The sequence below is a fragment of the Streptomyces sp. NPDC085927 genome, from assembly GCF_044540975.1.
Taxonomy (GTDB): domain Bacteria; phylum Actinomycetota; class Actinomycetes; order Streptomycetales; family Streptomycetaceae; genus Streptomyces; species Streptomyces hirsutus.
The window spans coordinates 159287-178261 of the sequence record NZ_JBITSN010000008.1 but is presented as its reverse complement, the minus strand read 5'-3'; the positions used below and the strand labels follow the sequence as shown (position 1 = coordinate 178261).

Annotated in this window: 13 protein-coding genes and 2 pseudogenes; 8 read left to right on the top strand and 7 right to left on the bottom strand. The window is 70.8% G+C overall.

What is annotated here, in order from left to right; genetic code table 11:
- Positions 1–483: 483 nt before the first annotated feature.
- The gene (locus ACIF80_RS22240) at positions 484–3492 is read left to right on the top strand and encodes a family 16 glycoside hydrolase (protein ID WP_399807200.1); all 3009 of its coding nucleotides are present in this window, start codon (positions 484–486) and stop codon (positions 3490–3492) included.
- A 139-nt stretch (positions 3493–3631) separates the two neighbouring features.
- Here ACIF80_RS22240 and ACIF80_RS22235 read toward each other — a convergent pair whose 3' ends face one another.
- The 6 genes from ACIF80_RS22235 to ACIF80_RS22210 form a co-directional block, all read right to left on the bottom strand.
- Positions 3632–4948: an MFS transporter gene (locus ACIF80_RS22235; RefSeq protein WP_399807197.1), complete on the bottom strand. Its 1317-nt coding sequence runs from the start codon at positions 4946–4948 to the stop codon at positions 3632–3634.
- The gene (locus ACIF80_RS22230; RefSeq protein WP_399807194.1) at positions 4945–5826 is read right to left on the bottom strand and encodes an ABC transporter ATP-binding protein; all 882 of its coding nucleotides are present in this window, start codon (positions 5824–5826) and stop codon (positions 4945–4947) included. The genes ACIF80_RS22235 and ACIF80_RS22230 overlap by 4 nt, the downstream gene beginning before the upstream one ends.
- Entirely contained in the window at positions 5823–6878 is a 1056-nt protein-coding gene (locus tag ACIF80_RS22225; RefSeq protein ID WP_399807192.1) for a FecCD family ABC transporter permease, read from the bottom strand. Before ACIF80_RS22225 ends, ACIF80_RS22230 begins: the two co-directional genes overlap by 4 nt.
- Complete coding sequence (locus ACIF80_RS22220; RefSeq protein ID WP_399807189.1) at positions 6875–7918, bottom strand: FecCD family ABC transporter permease; 1044 nt, start codon at positions 7916–7918, stop codon at positions 6875–6877. The genes ACIF80_RS22225 and ACIF80_RS22220 overlap by 4 nt, the downstream gene beginning before the upstream one ends.
- A gap of 1 nt (position 7919) precedes the next feature.
- The gene (locus ACIF80_RS22215; RefSeq protein ID WP_399807186.1) at positions 7920–8972 is read right to left on the bottom strand and encodes an iron-siderophore ABC transporter substrate-binding protein; all 1053 of its coding nucleotides are present in this window, start codon (positions 8970–8972) and stop codon (positions 7920–7922) included.
- Between the two features lie 294 nt (positions 8973–9266).
- On the bottom strand, positions 9267–9989 hold the full coding sequence (locus ACIF80_RS22210; protein WP_399807563.1) for a helix-turn-helix domain-containing protein: 723 nt from the start codon (positions 9987–9989) through the stop codon (positions 9267–9269).
- A gap of 350 nt (positions 9990–10339) precedes the next feature.
- Between ACIF80_RS22210 and ACIF80_RS22205 the strand changes: the two genes are divergently transcribed.
- From ACIF80_RS22205 to ACIF80_RS22180, 6 genes and pseudogenes are all read left to right on the top strand, one after another.
- On the top strand, positions 10340–11371 hold the full coding sequence (locus ACIF80_RS22205; RefSeq protein ID WP_399807184.1) for a LacI family DNA-binding transcriptional regulator: 1032 nt from the start codon (positions 10340–10342) through the stop codon (positions 11369–11371).
- A 196-nt stretch (positions 11372–11567) separates the two neighbouring features.
- Complete coding sequence (locus ACIF80_RS22200) at positions 11568–12668, top strand: ABC transporter substrate-binding protein (protein ID WP_399807181.1); 1101 nt, start codon at positions 11568–11570, stop codon at positions 12666–12668.
- A gap of 81 nt (positions 12669–12749) precedes the next feature.
- Complete coding sequence (locus tag ACIF80_RS22195) at positions 12750–14321, top strand: sugar ABC transporter ATP-binding protein (RefSeq protein WP_399807178.1); 1572 nt, start codon at positions 12750–12752, stop codon at positions 14319–14321.
- Positions 14314–15276 (top strand): ABC transporter permease, encoded by a 963-nt coding sequence (locus ACIF80_RS22190; protein WP_399807175.1) that lies wholly within the window; start codon positions 14314–14316, stop codon positions 15274–15276. The genes ACIF80_RS22195 and ACIF80_RS22190 overlap by 8 nt, the downstream gene beginning before the upstream one ends.
- The gene (locus tag ACIF80_RS22185) at positions 15273–16307 is read left to right on the top strand and encodes an ABC transporter permease (RefSeq protein WP_399807173.1); all 1035 of its coding nucleotides are present in this window, start codon (positions 15273–15275) and stop codon (positions 16305–16307) included. Before ACIF80_RS22190 ends, ACIF80_RS22185 begins: the two co-directional genes overlap by 4 nt.
- A 4-nt stretch (positions 16308–16311) precedes the next feature.
- Positions 16312–16494: pseudogene (locus tag ACIF80_RS22180) on the top strand (hypothetical protein); the annotation flags it as partial.
- 11 nt (positions 16495–16505) lie between these two features.
- Here the strand turns inward: ACIF80_RS22180 and ACIF80_RS22175 are convergent.
- Positions 16506–17714, bottom strand: coding sequence for an RNA-guided endonuclease InsQ/TnpB family protein (locus ACIF80_RS22175; protein ID WP_399807170.1), 1209 nt, complete (start codon positions 17712–17714; stop codon positions 16506–16508).
- Between the two features lie 125 nt (positions 17715–17839).
- On the opposite strand from ACIF80_RS22175, the pseudogene ACIF80_RS22170 reads away from it, so the two are divergent.
- Positions 17840–18748: pseudogene (locus ACIF80_RS22170) on the top strand (AbfB domain-containing protein); the annotation flags it as partial.
- Positions 18749–18975: the final 227 nt, after the last annotated feature.

Below are 18975 nucleotides of genomic sequence, written 5' to 3'. Positions count from 1 at the left end.
TCTCCGTTCGGGCACCGGAGTTCAGAGGAAGCAGGACGCGGAAGGTCGCGCCCTGGTCCAGGGCCGTGCGGAGCTCGAGGACCGCGTGACCGTCCTGGGCGCCGACGCCGATACGGACCGGGATGCCGGACGGGGTGCGGGCGACGGCGTTGCCGACGAGGTTCGAATTGACTGTTCTCCCTCGCGAACGAGGAAGATTCCCGGCTCGCGCCGCTCGACCGCTCGGCGAGCGATCGAGTCTTACGCGATCGACGCCGGCCGGGTTCAGACCTGCCCGGACAGGCATCACGCCGGACTCCCGCGGAACTTCCCAGGGACGGAGAGGCTCCTCCCCCACGCGTGGCCCCGGACTTTGAACTCTCCGATGACAAAGTATGGACATGTCAAGCGGAAGTCCTCTAACTTGACGGCGCAAGTACAGCGCCACCGCAGCAGACCGGAGCGATATCCGGCACGGTCCGGTCCCCTACTCGTGGAGGACCAATGCGCCACCGTCTGTTTCCACGCGCCCGAAGACACCTCATCCCCCTCTTGTTCGCGGGAACCCTGACCGCGGGACTGTGCTCCGCACCGCCGGCCGCCGCCGCTCCCGCGGACATTCCGCCCCAGGAACCCGGCATCACCCTGCGCGTGTTCGACGTGCAGACGCCGCTGAGCAAGCTGTGCACCCTGAAACCGGGTCAGACCCCCAACCACGACAAGCTGATGCCGACGGTCGACTGGTCCACGGAGGCCGACTTCGGCGGACTGTCCGACCGCTTCGTCACCGAGGCGTCGGGCTACCTGAACGTTCCCAGCGACGGCTCGTACGTGTTCCGCCTGACCAGTGACGACGGCTCACGGCTGGCGATCGACGGCGACACGGTGATCGATCACGACGGGCTGCACGGGGCCGAGCCGAAGGACGGCACGGTCCATCTCACCGCCGGGGCGCACCCGTTGCGCATCGACCACTTCGAGCGCGACGGCGGGCAGCAGCTCCAGCTGGCCTGGAAGCCGCCGGGAGCGGGCGACTTCACGATCGTGCCCCGGGAAGTGCTGAGCACCGACGCCGGGGTCGTCCGGGTCACGGCGCCGGGCCGCAAGGAGTGCGAGGCGAGCGGCGACTCCCCCGGCGACGGCCTCCCGCTCACCGACGTACGCCCCGACCTGACCCTCACCGATCTGCGCCCGGAAGGCTTCGAGCCGCAGGTCTCCGGTATGGACTGGCTGCCCGACGGGCGTCTTGCCATCAGCACGTGGGGCGGCACCGACAACGTTGCCGGAGAGGTGTACCTGCTCGACAACGTCACCGGCGCCACGGACCCCGGCAAGGTCACCGTCACGAAGGTGGCGAGCGGGCTGCGCGAGCCGATGGGGATCAAGTACGTCGACGGAGCCCTGTACGTGTCGCAGAAGCACGAGCTGACACGGCTCGTCGACCGCGACGGCGACGAGGTGACCGACGAGTACCGGACGGTCGCGACCTGGCCCTACGGGGGCAACTTCCACGAGTTCGCCTTCGGCCTGCTCTACCGGGACGGCCACTTCTACGTGAACCTCTCCGTCGCCATCGACCTCGGCGGCGCGACCACCGTGCCGCAGCCGGCGCCGGGCCGCGGGGCCACGTACAAGGTCAGCAAGAAGACGGGGAGGATCAGCCCGGTCGCGGGAGGGCTGCGGACGCCCAACGGCATCGGCTGGGGACCCGACGGCAGCATCTTCGCCACCGACAACCAGGGCGGATGGCTTCCCTCGTCGAAGCTCGTGCAGATCAAGCAGGACCGCTTCTTCAACCACTACACCGAGCCCGCCGGCCCCTTCGACGACTCCCCCGTCACCGAACCGGTGCTGTGGCTGCCGCAGAACGAGATCGCCAACTCGCCCTCCACTCCGCTGTATCTGAAGAAGGGCACGTTCGCCGGCCAGATGCTGCTGGGCGACGTCACCTACGGCGGCCTGCAGCGCGCCTACCTGGAGAAGGTGAAGGGCCAGTACCAGGGGGCCGTCTTCCGCTACACCCAGGGCCTGGAGGCCGGCATCAACCGGGTGACCCAGGGGCCCGACGGCGCGATCTACGTCGGCGGGCTGGGAGCCGACGGCAACTGGGGCCAGGAGGGCAAGCTCAGGTTCGGTCTGCAGAAGCTGACTCCGAACGGCGGCAACACGTTCGACGTCCGGACCATGCGTGCCGTGCCCGGCGGCTTCGACCTGACGTACACCCAGCCGGTGTCCGACGCCACCGCCGAGCAGTTGGCCGGCCACTACCGCGCGGAGCAGTGGCGCTACACCCCGACCGCGGACTACGGCGGCCCGAAGATCGCCGAGGAGCAGCTGGCGGTGCGCTCGGCGACGCTCTCGAAGGACCGGCGTACCGTCAAGCTCCGGCTGGACGACCTCAAGCCGGGCCGTGTCGTCCACATCCGTTCCCCGCGTCCCTTCACGTCGGACTCCGGTGAGCAGTTGTGGAGCACCGAGGCCTGGTACACCCTCAACCGGATTCCCGGCAAGCAGCCGCCTCCCGCGACCCGGTACGAGGCCGAGGAGGCCCGCCTGACGGGCACGGCCGGTGTGAACACCGACCACACGGGCCATTCCGGCAGCGGCTTCGTGGACCGTTACGCCACCGAGGGCAAGGCCGGTACGACGTTCGACGTGACGGTCCCGAAGTCGGGCGCCTACGACGTGGGGCTGCGCTACTCCAACGGGCCGAACCCGTTCCGGGGCACCAAGTCCCTGTCCCTGTACGTCAACGGGAAGAAACTGCGGCAGACGCAGCTCCCTTCCACCGACGACTGGGACTCCTGGTCGACACGGACCGAACGGCTGACGCTGCGTGCCGGGAGCAATACGGTCTCCTACCGGTTCGACGCGGGCGACACCGGTCATGTCAATCTCGACATGCTCAGCGTCCATCCGCGGGGGGCCCAGGTCCCGCTCTTCGACGGCACGGCCGCCTCCCAGGCGCAGTGGCAGCACACGGACGGCCGGGACCTGCGCTGGCCGCTCAGTGACGAGAAGTCGATGGAGGTGTGCTGCGGCGACATCCGCACCAAGGACGCGTACCAGGACTTCAGGCTGCACGCGGAGTTCCGGGTACCGCTGCTTCCGCCCGACGTCACCGGACAGGACCGCGGGAACAGCGGCATCTTCCTCCAGGACCGCTACGAGCTCCAGATCCTCGACTCCTACGGTGACACCACGCTCGACACCAACGAGGCGGGGGCGTTCTACCTGAAGCGGGCCCCGGACGTCAACGCGGCCACGGCACCCGAGACCTGGCAGAGCTACGACATCGACTTCCGCGCGGCCCGCTTCGACGACAGCGGCCGCAAGACCGCCGACGCCCGGGTCACGGTGGTGTGGAACGGGCAGAAGGTCCACGACGACATCGTCCTCGACGGACCGACCGCGTCGGGCCGGTCCGAGACTCCTGCCGCGGGAGCGATCCGGCTGCAGGACCACGGGAACAAGGTGAGGTTCCGCAACATCCGGATCACTCCACTGACATGATCCCCCGGCGTGGGGGGGGGGGGGGCCGCCCGCCCCCCGCCCCCCCCCCCCGCCCCCCCGCCCCCCCCCCCCCCCCCCCCCCCCCCCCCCCCCCCCCCCGGGGGGGCGGGGGGGCCCCCCCGCCCCCCCCCCACGGCCGTCACGTGTCCGCCTTCTCCACCGCCCCGGCCTGGTCCGGCCCACCGGTCGCGGCCGTGTGGGCGGCGCGGCGGCGAAGGGCGTCCTCGTCGGTCAGCGCGTCGTAGGTGAGCAGCTTCGGCAGCACGGCGGCGAGCAGACCCACCGAGGCCACGCAGGCGAGACCGCCGGTCCAGAAGGCGGGACGGGTTCCGGTCCAGCCGGCCATGGCGCCCGCGCGGACCTGTCCGAGCTGCGGGCCGACGCTGTACGACAGCACCTCGATGCCCGCGAGCCGGCCGCGCAGTTCGTCGGGGATGGTCTGGTTCCAGATGGTGGACCGGCCCAGCCCGCTGAGCATGTCCCCGGCCCCGGCCAGGGCCAGGCAGACCAGCACCAGCCAGATGTCCGACAGCCATCCGGCAGCCGCGATGGCCACTCCCCAGCCGGCCGCGCCGCACACCACCAGCAGTCCGTGCCGCCGTACCCGGGACACCCAGCCACTGGTCAGGCTCACCGCCACCGAGCCGATCGAACCCGCCGCGTACATCAGCCCCAGCGACCAGTCGGCGTCCAGTTCGTCGGCGAGGAACGGGAAGATCGTGTTCGGGAAGGCGAAGAACATCGCCGCCAGGTCCACCGCGTACGTGCCCAGCAGCACCGGCCGTGACCAGGCGTACCGTGCCCCCTCGGCGATGCCGCGCAGCGACGGCTTCCCGGCGTTCTCGGCCGCGGGCATGGGGGACAGCCGCAGGCACAGCAGCAGCGAGACGCCGAAGCCGGCCGCCGTCGTGGCGTAGGCCGGGGCGTTGCCCGCGTACGCCACGACCAGGCCGGCCAGGGCGGGTCCGGCGATCGCCCCGATCTGCCAGCGCAGCGCGTTCAGGGCGGCCGCCGCCGGGAGCTGGTCGTGCGGCACGATCCGGGCCATCAGCGAATCCAGCGCGGGCCGTTGGAGTCCGGCCAGGGCCGCCACCCCGGCCGCGACCACGTACAGCGGCCACAGCATCGGTTCCGGCAGCATCGCGTTGACCAGGAGCACGACCGCGAGCACGCCCAGTCCGGCCTCGGTGAGCAGGATAACCCTGCGCCGGTCCACGGCGTCGGCGAGGGCGCCGCCGTACAGTCCGAAGACCACGAGGGGCACGAGTTCGACCGCGCCCATGGCGCCCACGGCGAGGGGCGATCCGGTCAGTTCCTTGATCTGCAGCGGCAGGGCGACCAGGGCCATGAAGCTGCCGAAGGTCGTGACCAGTCCCTGCACCCACAGGAGCCGGAAGTCGCGGGAGGACCGCCAGGGCGAGAGGTCGGGCAGGATCGCGGAGAGTTTGGAGGTCACGTTCCGCTCCCGACCGCCGGCTCGGCATGCTCGGCCCTGTCCGCGTTCGCCGCTCCGTCCGTATGCGCCGTCCCGTCCGGGCGAAGGCCGTGCCTGCCCATGGGCAGCATGAGGGGGCGGCCCGAGAGGGGGTCCTCGATGATGCGGCTGCGCAGGCCGAACACCGCTTCGACGTTCTCCTCCGTCAGCACCTCGTGGGGTGTGCCTGCGGCGTGCAGGCGTCCTGAGGCGAGGGCGACGATGTGGTCGGCGTAGCGGGCGGCGAGGTTGAGATCGTGCAGGACCATGACGACGGTGGTGCCCCGGGTTTGGTTCAGGTCCGTCAACAGGTCGAGAACCTCGATCTGGTGGCTGGCGTCGAGGAAGGTGGTGGGCTCGTCCAGCATGAGGATGTCGGTCTGCTGGGCGAGTGCCATGGCGATCCAGACGCGCTGGCGCTGGCCGCCGGAGAGTTCGTCCACGCTGCGGTCGGCCAGCTCGGTGGTCTCCGTCGCCTCCAGGGCCGCCGCGACGGCCGCCTCGTCCTCGCCGTTCCACCGAGAGAAGGCGCGCTGGTAGGGGTGGCGGCCCCGGCCGACCAGGTCGGCGACGGTGATCCCCTCGGGGGCCACGGGCGACTGCGGCAGCAGTCCGAGGGTTCGGGCGAGTCGCTTGGCGGGCGTGCGGTGGACCTCCCTGCCGTCCAGGACGACGCGTCCCTCGCGGGGCGCGAGGAGCCGGGACATCGAGCGCAGGAGCGTCGACTTGCCGCAGGCGTTGGCGCCGACGATCGCCGTGATCCGGCCCGGTGCCACGGTCAGGTCCAGTGAGGAGACGACCGTGCGGTCGCCGTAGCCGAGGGTGAGCCCTTCGGCAGCGAGGGTGTGGGACGTGGTCACAGGGAGCCTCCCGCCCGGTTGGTGCGGATGATCAGGTAGACGAGATAGGGCGCGCCGAGCACTCCGGTGACGACGCCGACGGGCATTCGGATGCCGAAGGCGAACTGCCCGGTGAGGTCGGCGACCAGGACCAGCAGGGCTCCGACCAGTCCGGCCGGGACGAGCAGCGAGCCGCCCGCGCCGATGATGCGTGCCGCGATCGGACCGGACAGGAACGCGACGAAGGCGATCGGTCCGGCTGCCGCCGTGGCGAACGCGATGAGGCCGACCGCGGCGACGATCACGGTGATGCGGGTGCGTTCGACGCGGACTCCGAGCGCGGAGGCGGTGTCGTCGCCGAGCTGCATCGCCGTCAGGTTCCTTGCCTGCGACAGCAGGACGGGACCGAGTACGGCGAGCGCCACCGCGGCGGGCACGGTCTGTTCCCAGCCGACGCCGTTGAGGCTGCCGGTGAGCCAGCGCATGGCCTCCTGCAGATCCCAGGCGGCGGCCTGCGACAGGACGTAGTTGACGACGCTGTCGAGCATCGCGGCGATGCCGATGCCGATGAGGACGAGCCGCATACCGGCCACCCCGTCCCTGAACGCCAGGGTGTACACGAGCATCGCCACGGTGAGCGCGGCGGCGATCGCCAGGACCGACACCGCGGTCTCGTCCAGGGACAGGGTGACGATCGCGATGGCCGCCGCCGCGCTCGCGCCCGAGCTGATGCCGATGACGTCCGGGCTGGCGAGCGGGTTGCGCAGCATGGTCTGGAAGGTGACGCCGGCCATGCCGAAGCTGAAACCCGCCACCACGGCGAGCACGGCCCGCGGCAGCCGCAGCCGCCCGACGGTGAACGATGCCCCCGGCACCTGCTCGCCGAAGACGACCCGCACCACGTCCTCGAGGGGGTAGAACGTCTTGCCGATCATGAGGGACGCGGTGAACGCCACGACCGCGAGGACCACGAGGACCACGGCGACCGCACGGCGGCGCAGGGCACGGCGGGCCCGGCCGCGGGCCACGTCCTTCGTCGTGGAGTGGCGGGGGGTGAGGAGGACGGTGCTCACAGGGCACGCACCTTCTGCCGGCGGACGATCCAGATGAAGAACGGGGCGCCGATGAGCGCCGTGATGATGCCCACGTCGATCTCCGCGGGGCGGGCCGCGACCCGGCCCACGACGTCGGCGGCGGTGAGCAGCGCCCCGCCGAGCAGTGCGGCGAAGGGCAGCAGCCAGCGGTGGTCCACGCCGACGAGCAGCCGGCAGGTGTGCGGTACGACGAGGCCGACGAAGGCGATCGGTCCGGCCACGGCGGTCGCCGCACCGCACAGCACGACTGCGCCGAGCGCGGCCGCGCCCCGGGCCAGGGCGACGCGTTCACCGAGTCCGGCCGCGAGTTCGTCACCGAGTGCGAGCGAGTTGAGCGCCTTGGCCGACAGCAAGCAGATGGCGAATCCGGCGGCGAGGAAGGGCAGTACGGTGCCGGTCCGTTCGAAGGAAGCACCGCCGACGCCGCCGATCTGCCAGAGCCGGAAGCCTCCCGCGATGTCGTTGCGGGGCATGATCACGGCGGTGACGAGCGAGGTGAACGCGGCGGTGGTAGCGGCCCCGGCGAGCGCCAGTTTCAGGGGGGTGGCGCCGCCCTGCCCGAGACTGCCGACCCCGTACACGAAGACGGCGGACAGGGCCGCTCCCCCCATCGCCACCCAGATGTAGCCGGTCGCGGAGGTGAGCCCGAAGAAGGCGACCGCCGTGACGACGGCGAGGGAGGCACCGGCGTTGACGCCGAGGATGCCCGGGTCGGCCAGCGGGTTGCGCGTCACGCCCTGCATGACGGCGCCCGAGACGCCGAGCGCCGCGCCGATCAGCAGGGCGAGCACCGTGCGGGGGATCCGCTTGGTGACGGCGGCCTGTTCCAGGGACGCGTCCGCTCCGCCGAACGCCGCCCAGATGTCCGTCCAGCCGACGGACCGGGAGCCGAAGGCCACGGAGGCCAGTGCGAGCGCGGCCAGTACGAGGAGGGTGACGAGCAGCCACAGCAGGCGCACCCGCGCCGGACGGCGCCTCGCGGCGGCGTCCGGCGCGGGGCGCGGGGTGGTGACGGTCACGTCACTTGACCTTGTCCGCGGCCTCGGCGAGCGCGGCGAGGTAGTCGTCCAGGACGTACGAGATGGACAACGGGGTGGGGTTGGCGGCGGTGGCCAGGGGCGAGCTGCCGGGGAGGAGGTAGACCGAACCGCGCTCAATCGCCGGGACCTTCGACAGCAGCGGGTCCTCGGCGAGCTGGCCGGCCAGCTCGCCCTTCTCGTCGCCGTAGCCGGTGATGATGTCGACGTCGTTGAACACGTCGATCTGCTCGGCGCTGCGGGTGAGCGCGAACTTGTCGGTGCCCTTGGACGCCTCGGTGATGCTGCCGGGGATCTTCAAACCCAGGTCCTCGAAGAACAGGGTGCGCGTGTCGTGCGTGGTGTAGAAGCCGACCTCGCTGACGTCACCGGGGTCGATGTGCGTCATGAACATCGCCGACTTCCCCTTCAGCTGCGGGTACTTCGCGGCGGTCTGCTCGATCTCCTTCTCCAGGTCCCCGATCAGCTTCTCGCCCTCGGCGGCGAGGCCGATGGCCTTGCTGTTCGTCCGGACGATCTCCCGCCACGGGGTGGCCCAGGCGGCGTCCGGGAAGGCCACCACGGGGGCTATCTCGCTGAGGGTTTCGTAGTCCTGCTCGGTGAGGCCGGAGTAGGCGGCGAGGATGACGTCCGGCCGGGTGTCGGCGACGGCTTCGAAGTCGATGCCGTCGTTCTCGTCGAACAGGACGGGGGTCTTGGCGCCCAGGTCCTTCAGCTTCTCCTCGACCCAGGGCAGGACGCCGTCGCCGTCGTCGTCGCCGAAGTTGGCGGCGGCCATTCCGACGGGCACGACGCCGAGCGCCAGCGGTACTTCGTGGTTGGCCCAGTTGACCGTGGCCACGCGCTCGGGCTTCCCGGGGATGGTGGTCGTTCCCAGGGCGTGCTTGATGGTGACCGGGAACTCTTCGGCGGAGGACGAGGCGGAGCCCTTCTGACCCCCGTCCTTCGTGTCGTCCTCCGAGGAGGAGGTGCCGCAGGCCGCGAGGGTGAAGAGCGCAGCGGTCGCGGTGAGCAGTCTCAGGCGGGTTGAGCGCATGGTCGAACTCCACAGTTCCGGATGAAGGAGGCGCTGGTCCACCCACGCCCGGGACCCCGGGATGCCGTCATGGAGTGTGTGCACCGCACCAGAAGCAAACACTTAGGTAAGCCTTGCCTTTGCGTTGAGCACAGTAAGCGAACAGCCCCGGCTGTCGCAATCGATCATTCGGGACACCCGGTAGAGCAATCGGGACACGAACACCACGACGATGCGGCGCCGGACGGCGTCCGGGGGCGGATCAGGAAGTGCTCAGGGGGACACGACCGACGGCCGGAACGCGCGAACGGCGGGTCAGGACGCGCGGAAGGTGCCCGCGTTGGTGCCCGTCGTCCGTCGGAAGGCCGCGCCGAACGCGCTCGCCGACCGGTACCCCACCTCGGCGGCGACCGCTTCCACTTCCCAGCCGCGTGTCAGCAGCGCGATCGCGTGCTGGGCGCGGACCGAGGCGACCCAGCGCGCGAAGCTCGTACCGGTCTCCGCGACGAACGCCCGGCTGATCGTGCGCGTACTCACCCCCAGTTCCGTCGCCCAGTCGGCGAGGGTCCGCCGGTCGCCCGGCTCGGCGGTCACCGCGTCGGCTATCGGGCGCAGCAGCGCCGAGGTGGGCCGGTGCACCAGCAACTCGTGGGGGGACGGCCTCAGTACGTCGAGCACCATGGCCTCGGTGACCTCCCGCGACGTGGCGGAGAGGCCCGACTCGCCCAGCCGTTCCAGCAGCAGGCGCAGCAACGGGGTGATCTCGACGACGACCGGCGTGTCGGAGAGGGACGGTGTGGTGTGGAATCCGAAGAAGGTGGCCCGGAACCAGGTACCGGCGACCGCCGATCCCGAGTGCAGCGTGCCCGCGGGCATCCACAGCCCGAGCGACGGGGTGATCGTCCACACACGTGAGCCGACGACGGTCGTCGAAGCGCCGGACCCGTTCCAGAGCAGCTCGTGGAACGGGTGGGAGTGCTCCCCCCAGTTGGTGTCGCGCTCGACGACCTCGTCGTACGCCTTCATCCTGAACGGCATCACCGCGGCGCCGGCCGGGACCACCGGCAGCAGGCGCACCTCCGGCGCGTCGCTCCCGCCGCCGCACCCGGGTTCCGGCGTGTCGGCCGGGCGGCCCCGGAGACCGGCCGGCCCCGCAACGGAGGAGCGGGCGCCGACTGACGGCTCGGCACGGCGGCGGGCGGAGGAGGGCGGCATCCCCTCAGCCTAAGGGTGCTCCTGACACGTCCCTGCTCATAGCCTTGTCAGTGTCCCGGATACGGATGTATAACGTTGTAAAACTCGAGCCCAGCGGCTCGGCGCCCGGCTCACGGTGACGGCTCCCGCGTCTGCACCGGTCCCCGGTTCGGGCCGCTCACGAAGGGATTGTCGTGCGGGTCAGCCTCAAGGACGTCGCCGCGCACGCGGGGGTCTCCATCAAGACCGTCTCCAACGTGGTGAACAACTACCAGCACGTCACCCCCGCCATGCGCGAGCGCGTCCAGAGGTCCATCGACGCTCTGGGCTACCGGCCCAACCTGGCCGCCCGCCATCTGCGCAAGGGACGTACGGGCATCATCGCGCTCGCCCTGCCCGAACTGGGCAACCCCTACTTCGCCGAACTCGCCGCCGCCGTCATCGACGCCGCGGCCGAGCACGACTACATCGTGCTGCTCGACCACACCGGGGGCCGGCGCGAGCAGGAGATCCTGGTCAGCCAGGGGTTCCGGGCCAGGGTCATCGACGGGCTCATCCTCAGCCCGATCGAGCTGGAGGCAAAGGACTTCCGGGACCGCCCCGAGCACGTGCCGCTGGTCCTGCTCGGCGAACGGGACTACGACCTGCCGTACGACCACATCTCCATCGACAACGTCGCCGCCGCGCGCGCCGCCGTCCGGCACCTGGTCTCGCTGGGGCGCCGGAAGGTGGCGTTCATCGGAGCGCGCCGGGGACGCAGTCAGCCCGCCCAACTGCGCGTGCAGGGCTGGCGCGAGGAACTGACCGCCGCCGGGCTCCCGGCCGGCGAGAGCCTGGCCGCCGCCACCGACGGCTGGGGGCACGCGGACGGAGCCGCGGCGATGGCCCACATCCTGGACGGCGGGGAACGCCCCGACGCGGTGTTCGCCTACAACGACCCGATGGCCATCGGGGCGATGCGGGTCCTCCACGAGCGGGGTCTGCGGGTCCCCGAGGACATCGCGGTCGTCGGATTCGACGACGTGCTCGAAGGGCGTTTCAGCGCGGTGACGCTGACCTCCGTGTCACCGGACAAGGCCGCCATCGGCCGTCTCGCCGTCGAGTCGGTGCTCGCCCGGCTCCACGACGCGGCTCCGGAGCCACGCCGTATCTGGGCGGACTACCGGCTGGTCGAACGGGAGAGCACGCTGGGCCGGCCTCCGGGCCCCGGCGGCGCGGGCACCTGATTCCCGGCCCGCCCGCTCCCTCCCCTGCATTCCTCCCGTCCCGCCTTGTGCGCAAGGGGTTTACAGCATCCTTCCAACGATGTAAAAACCTGATTGCGGCGAACCGGACGCCGCTTCGCACACAGGGAGCACCACCAGTTCCGCGCGCCCTACAGCTCCCCAGTTCCCTTTCAGCGTCACCCGGATCGGGGTCACCATGCAGCGCACCACTCACCGCTCTCCTCTCCTCGCCCGTCCCGTGATCGTGGCCATGGCCGCCGCGGTGGTCCTCACCGCCACCTCCTGCGCGAAGTCGGAGGACGACGCGTCGGCCGGCAAGAAGTCCCCGTCCGCCGCGGCCGACGCGGGCCAGAAGGTCGCCTCGCCGAAGCCGGGCAGCAAGACCTGCACCATCGACGCGTACGGCGGCGAGAAGCTCGACCTCAAGGGTGCGACCGTCGGCTTCTCCCAGTCGGAGAAGGAGGCCAATCCGTTCCGCATCGCCGAGACGCAGTCCATCAAGGACGAGGCGGCGAAGCGGGGCGTCAAGCTGCTGACGGCCAACGCCCAGTCGCAGTTCTCCAAGCAGATCAGCGACGTCCAGGACCTGCTCGCCAAGGGCGCCGACCTGCTGGTCATCGCCCCGCTCAACTCCGACGGCTGGGACCCGGTGCTGCAGGCCGCCGCCGCCAAGAAGGTCCCGATCGTCACGATCGACCGCAAGATCAACGCCACGGCCTGCAAGGACTACGTCTCCTTCATCGCCTCGGACTTCGTCGAGCAGGGCCGGCGGGCCGCCGACCAGATGATCGAGGCCACGGGAGGCAAGGGCGAGGTCGCGATCCTGCTGGGCTCGGCCGGGAACAACGTCACCACCGAACGCACCAAGGGCTTCAAGGACCGCGTGGCCGAGAAGGCCCCCGGCCTGAAGGTCGTCTTCGAGCAGACCGGCGACTTCGCCCGGGAGAAGGGCCAGCAGGTCACCGAGCAGCTCATCCAGTCCAAGCCCGGTATCAAGGGCATCTACGCGGAGAACGACGAGATGGGCCTGGGCGCGGTGGCCGCGCTCAAGGGCGCGGGCAAGAAGGCCGGCGACGTCGAGATCGTCACGGTCGACGGCACGCGCAACGCCGTGCAGGGCATCGTCGACGGCTGGATCACCGGCGTGATCGAGTCCAACCCGCGGTTCGGCCCGCTGGCGTTCGAGACGCTGGACGCCTTCACCCAGGGCAAGGAAGTGGCCCAGGACATCATCATCGAGGACGGCTCCTACGACACCTCGAACGCCGAGCAGAACCTCGGCAGGGCCTACCACTGACCCCCCGCGGGGCCCGGCCTGCCCGGCGGGCCCCGCCACCACGTCACCCCTCACTTCCTGACCCACTTCCTGGAGGCACAGGTGGCTCCCCCCGCCGAAGTCCTCGCCGTCCGCGGACTGAGCAAGACCTTCCCCGGCGTCCGGGCCCTGGACGACGTGGACCTGACCCTGCACCCGGGCGAGGTCCACGCCCTGATCGGCGAGAACGGCGCCGGCAAGTCGACCCTCATCAAGCTGCTCACCGGGGTCCACCGGCCCGACGCCGGCGACATCGTTTTCCAGGGCCGTGACGTCTCCTTCGCCACTCCGCTGGAGGCGCAGAAGGCCGGGATCTCGACCATCTACCAAGAGGTCAACCTCATCCCGCTGCTGAGCGTGGCCCGCAACCTCTTCCTCGGCCGTGAGCCGCGCACCCGCTTCGGCCTGCTGGACTTCGCCCGCATGCACAGGGAGGCCGAGGAGACGCTGCGCGCCCACGGCGTCCGGGTGGACGTCCGCCTGCCGCTGCGCGCCCTCGGGGTGGGCGCCCAGCAGATGGTCGCCCTGGCCCGCGCGGTGGCCACCGAGGCACGCGTGGTCATCATGGACGAACCGACCTCCTCCCTCGAACCGCGGGAGGTCGAGACACTGTTCTCGGTGATCCGGCGGCTGCGCGACGACGGCATCGCGGTCGTCTACGTCAGTCACCGTCTGGACGAGCTGTACGCCGTGTGCGACACGGTCACCGTGCTGCGCGACGGGCGCCGTGTCCATCACGGCCGGCTCGCCGACCTCGACCGTCTCTCCCTGGTGTCGACCATGCTGGGCCGGGAGCTGGGCGAGGTCCGCGAGGAGGGCCTGACCAAGTTCACCGGCGACCATCACGCCGCCGGCACCCGGCCCGTACTGGAGGCGCGGGACCTGACGGTCCCGCACCGGCTGCGGGGCGTGTCCGTGACGATCCGGCCCGGCGAGGTCGTGGGGCTCGGCGGACTGCTCGGCTCCGGGCGGACCGAGACGGCCAAGGCCATCTCCGGTGCGCTGGCGACGAGTTCGGGCCGGGTCGTGGTGGCCGGTGTGCCGCTGCGCGGCGGGTCCACGCCCGCCGCCATCCGGGCCGGCGTCAGTCTGCTGCCCGAGGACCGCAAGAGCGAGGGCATCGTGCCCGGTCTCTCGGTCCGCGAGAACATCGCGCTGGCCGTGCTGCCCCGGCTGTCCCGCTTCGGTCTGGTCTCCGAGGCACGCGTCGACCGTGTCGTCGACACGTTCATCGAGCGGCTGCGCATCAAGGCGTCCTCACCGCACCAGAAGGTCGGTGAGCTGTCCGGCGGCAACCAGCAGAAGGTGCTGCTCGCCCGCTGGCTGGCGATGAACCCCAAGGTGCTGCTGCTGGACGAGCCCACCCGGGGCATCGACGTCGGGGCCAAGGCCGAGGTGCAGAAGCTCGTGGACGAACTGGCCGAGGACGGCCTGGCCGTCCTGCTCATCTCCTCCGATCTGGAGGAACTGATCGAAGGGTCCGACCGCGTGGTCGTACTGAAGGACGGTGCGGTCGTCGGCGAGCTGGCCGGCGACGAGGTCACCGAGGACACACTCATGCGGACCATCGCCGGGCACTCCCCGGCCGGACACACGGCCGGGGCCACGGCCGCGGAGGAGGCCGGCGATGGCTGAAGCCGTTCTCCGCACCGCTCCGCCGGACCGGACCCGCGTCCTGCAGTGGCTGCAGGCCTACGGGGTCTACGCCGGCGTGGCGCTGCTCCTGGTCGTCAACATCGTCATCACGCCGCACTTCCTGTCCGCGGAGAACTTCCGCACCCAGGCCGTACAGGTCGCTCCCGTCATCATCGTCGCGATCGGCATGGCCCTGGTCATCGGCACCGAGGGCATCGACCTGTCGGTCGGTGCGGTGATGGCCCTCTCGGCGTCCGTGACGGCCCTCTACCTCGGCTACGGTCTCCTGCCGGCGCTGCTGGTGGTGGCGGTGTTCGCCGCCGCGATCGGGCTGGCCAACGGGGCGCTGGTCGCCCTCGTCGGGGTGCAGCCGATCGTGGCCACCCTGGCGCTCATGGTCGGCGGCCGGGGCCTCGCGCTGGTGCTGCTGCCGCAGCTGGAGGATCTGCGCAATCCGGGGCTCGCCTCCCTGGGGTCCGGCGACGTGCTGGGCATCCCGTACCTGATCCTCGTCGCCGCCGTCCTGGCGCTGCTGGCGGCGTTCGTGGTGCGCCGCACCACGTTCGGACGCCAGCTCCTGGCCATCGGCGACAGCCGGCCCGCGGCGCAGCTGGCCGGCCTGCCGGTGCGGCGCGTGCTGATCATCGTGTACGTGCTGTGCGCGCTGCTCGCGGCCGTGGCGGGCGTCCTGGCCACCGCGCGGCTCCAGGCCAGCGACCCGACCTCGCTGGGCAGTCTGATGGAGCTGTCCGCCATCACCGCCGTCGTGGTCGGCGGGACCCCGCTGACCGGCGGCCGGGTCAACATCGCCGGCACCGTGGCGGGAGCCGTCCTCATCCAGCTGCTCACCGCCACCCTCATCAAGCACGATCTGCCGCCCTCGTGGACCCAGATCGCGCAGGCCATAGTGATCGTGTGCGCGGTCTACGCGGCACGGGGACGGGGGAAGCGATGACCGCCACGAAGACGGACGTGCCCGTGACCGCCGCGGGCGGTGAACCGCCGAAGGACACCGGGCCCGGGAGCTCCGCGCGCAAGGAGCGGCTGAGCGGCCTGGTCCAGCAGCACGGGGCACTGGCCGTGCTGGTGATCGTCTCCCTGGTGGCGTCGTTCAGCTTCGACTCCTTCGCCACCGGGGACAACGTCGGCAACATGGCGACGAGTTCGGCGTTCCTGGCGATCGTCGCGCTCGGGATGACCTTCGTCATCATCACCGGGGGCATCGACCTGTCGGTCGGTTCCCTGTTCGCCCTGGGCGGTGTCCTGGCGGCCTGGGGATCGCGGCACGGGACGCCGGTGGCGCTGCTGCTGCCCCTGGTGGTGTGCGGCGGGATCGGCGTCGTCAACGGGCTGCTGGTGGCCCGTTCCCGGCTGGCGCCGTTCATCGTCACACTGGCGGCGATGCTCGGGGCGCGCGGCCTGATGCTGGCCCTCACCGACGAGGGCGCCGAGACGTACCTGATCGGCAAGGGGTCCTTCCTCGCCGAACTCGGTCAGGGCACCACCTTCGGCATCGGCAATCCGGTATGGATCACCCTGGCGCTGTTCGCCGCGGGTGCCGTCGTGCTGCGCCGCACCCGCTTCGGGCAGCATGTGTACGCGGTCGGCGGCAACGAGGACGCGGCGGCCCTGATGGGTGCTCCGGTGGCCCGTACGAAGATCCTCGTCTACACGCTGTCCGGGCTGCTGGCCGGGCTGGCGGGCGCGCTCAACGCGGCGTGGCTCGCCTCCGGGGTGACCATCCTCGGCAACGGGATGGAGCTCGAGGCCATCTCCGCCGTCGTGATCGGCGGCACCCTGCTCACCGGCGGCCTCGGTTTCGTCAGCGGCTCCCTGGTCGGTGTCCTGCTGCTCAAGGTGATCCAGAACATCATCAACCAGATCGGCTCCCTGGACTCCTCCTACCAGCAGGTCGTCAGCGGTGCCTTCCTGGCCGTCGTGGTCGTCGCCCAGACCTGGCTGGGCCGCAGACGCCGGCTGCTGTGAAGCTCCGGACGCGGCAGCCCGCGCCCAGTGGGAGGCCGAGTGCGACCGTGTCGTCGACCAGCACCCCAGCTCGCCCTCGGTGGTGATGTGGATCAACCAGAACGAGGGCCGGGGTCAGTACGACCAGGCCCGCACCGCGAACGAAGTCAAGGCGTACGACCTGTCCCGCCTGGTGAACAACTTGGCTTCCTCCCCCGCCTAAAGGCGGGGGAGTCCAGCGGTCGCCCGCTGGGTTTCCTGCTTCACCGACGACCGCCCCGTCCGGGAGAACTCCCGTTGAGGTCTTACACCGTCTCCACAGGCAGACGCCGCCAGCCCGGCAGCCAGGATGTTGCGTGCCGCGTTCACGTCACGGTCATGCACGGCGCCGCAGTCGCACGTCCACTCGCGGACGTTCAGCGGCAGCTTCTCGCGGACCGTGCCGCACGCCCCACACAGCTTCGAGCTGGGGAAGAAGCGGTCGACGGTCACGAGGGTGCGCCCGTACCAGGCGCACTTGTACTCCAGCATCGTCCGCAGCTCGGTCCACGACGCGTCCGAGATGGCTCGCGCCAGCTTGTGGTTCTTGACCATGTTGCGGACGGTGAGATCCTCGATCACGACCGTTTGGTTCTCACGGACGAGTCGAGTCGACAGCTTGTGCAGGAAGTCCCGACGCCGGTCGGCGATCCGCGCATGGACGCGGGCAACCTTCCGGCGGGCCTTTTCCCGGTTCGCCGAACCCTTCGCCTTCCGGGACAGCTCCCGCTGCGCGCGAGCGAGCCGGGCCCGGTCACGGCGCTCATGGCGGGGGTTGGTGACCTTCTCCCCGGTGGACAGCGTCACCAGCGACGTTACGCCCGCGTCCACGCCGACCGCGTGATCAGTGGCTGGAGCCGGGGTGACGGTGTCCTCGCACGACAGGGACACGAACCAGCGGCCCGCGGCGTCGCGGGAAACGGTCACCGTGGACGGCTCCGCATCCTCGGGAAGGGGACGGGACCAGCGGATATCCAACGGGGCGGACATCTTTGCCAACGTCAGCATGCTGTCACGCCACTTGAAACCGGAACGCGTGTACTCGGCCGATTGCCGGGACTTCTTCTTCGACTTGAAGCGCGGGTACTTCGCTCGCTTGGCAAAGAAGTTCGCGAACGCCGCCTGAAGATGGCGCAGAACCTGCTGAAGCGGTACCGAGGACACCTCCGTCAGGAAGGCGAGTTCCTCGGTCTTCTTCCACTCCGTCAGGGCGGCCGACGACTGAACGTAGGAAATACGACGCTGCTCGCCGTACCAGGCAGCGGTGCGCTCTTCCAGCGCCTTGTTGTACACGAGACGGGCGCAGCCGAACGTGCGGGACAGCTCTGCCACCTGCTCACCCGTGGGGTAGAAGCGGTACTTGAAAGCCCGCTTGACCTGCTGCGCCATGCCTCACATTGTATCAGCTCCCGTGTTAGCGAGGTGTGTCAAGCAGCCGACGGAGTGCGCTCCGCCGCTGCGCGGTTCCGAAACAGGGATGCTTTTCCTCACACGGTTGGAACCGGGGGTTTCCACGCAAGGAGGATTTGATGAGCGGTGTCAACTGCTGCGGCTCCGTCGACGGCGGCAACGGGGACGTCGTCGACCACCATGTCTACGTCGGTCCCGGCACCACGGTGCCCGACGCCACCCGCGCGGCCGTCCTCGGCGAGTACGGCGGGCTGGGTCTGAAGGTGTCCGGTCACGAGTGGTATCCCGGCGGCGGCTTCAGCTACGAGGACCAGCCTGACGCGGCCCACCTCGACAACCGGTTCGTCGGCCTGCTGGACGCGATCCGCGAGGTGCGGCTGGAGCGGGGCCTGTCCGGCGCGGTCTACACCGAGATCACCGATGTGGAGAACGAGGCCAACGGCCTGCTCACCTACGACCGTCAGGTCGTGAAGGTGGACGAGGCGCGGATCCGGGCCGCCAACCGGGCCCTGATCGGGGCTTCCCGCTCACCGGCGGCCCCCGTCACCCTGCCGGCCGGTCAGTACCGGTCCCTCGGCGTGACGACACCGGGGCTGACGAACCGGTATGTGCGGCACCGGGACGGTGCGGTGTTCACCGAGGTCGTGGACGGCGGCAGCAGCGCGCTCCTGAAGAACGACGCCACCTGGAGGATCGTCCCCGGCCTTGCCGACGGCTCCTGTTACTCGTTCGAGTCGCGGAACTATCCCGGCGAGTATCTGCGTCACCGTGATTACCGCGTGCACAAGGAGTCCGGCAGCGGCGACCTGTTCCGGGCGGATGCCACCTTCTGCCCGGTACGCGGCGCGAACGGGGCGGTGCGGCTGTCCGCCTACAACTTCCCCGAGCAGTATCTGCGCCACTACGACGCCCAGTTGTGGCTGGCCACCCCGGGCGGTACGCACGCCTGGGACAGTCCCGCTCTGTTCGCCCAGGACACCACCTGGACCGTGGCGGCGCCCTGGGCGCCATGAGCGGTGTGCGGTACCCCGGATGACGGGCGGTGACGGTTCCTCGGTCCCCCGCCGCCCGCGCGTCCCGGGCGGCGCTCCCCCGGCAGACGGAAGGTGCGGACACCGGACGGCGTCCGCACCTTCCCGTCGGCGCCGGGACCGTGGGGGGGGGCCGGGGCCGCCGGGCGCCCCCCCCCCCCCCACCCCGGCGCCCCCGCCGGGGGGGGGGGGCCCCCCCCCCCCGCGGG

What these genes read in the sequence shown, in the direction of transcription:
- ACIF80_RS22190 (WP_399807175.1), top strand. Translation starts at nt 14,314, where the DNA reads ATGGCTGAAGCCGTTCTCCGCACCGCTCCGCCGGACCGGACCCGCGTC.
- ACIF80_RS22185 (WP_399807173.1), top strand. Translation starts at nt 15,273, where the DNA reads ATGACCGCCACGAAGACGGACGTGCCCGTGACCGCCGCGGGCGGTGAA.
- ACIF80_RS22240 (WP_399807200.1), top strand. Translation starts at nt 484, where the DNA reads ATGCGCCACCGTCTGTTTCCACGCGCCCGAAGACACCTCATCCCCCTC.
- ACIF80_RS22215 (WP_399807186.1), bottom strand. Translation starts at nt 8,972, where the DNA reads ATGCGCTCAACCCGCCTGAGACTGCTCACCGCGACCGCTGCGCTCTTC.
- ACIF80_RS22200 (WP_399807181.1), top strand. Translation starts at nt 11,568, where the DNA reads ATGCAGCGCACCACTCACCGCTCTCCTCTCCTCGCCCGTCCCGTGATC.
- ACIF80_RS22210 (WP_399807563.1), bottom strand. Translation starts at nt 9,989, where the DNA reads ATGCCGTTCAGGATGAAGGCGTACGACGAGGTCGTCGAGCGCGACACC.
- ACIF80_RS22175 (WP_399807170.1), bottom strand. Translation starts at nt 17,714, where the DNA reads ATGGCGCAGCAGGTCAAGCGGGCTTTCAAGTACCGCTTCTACCCCACG.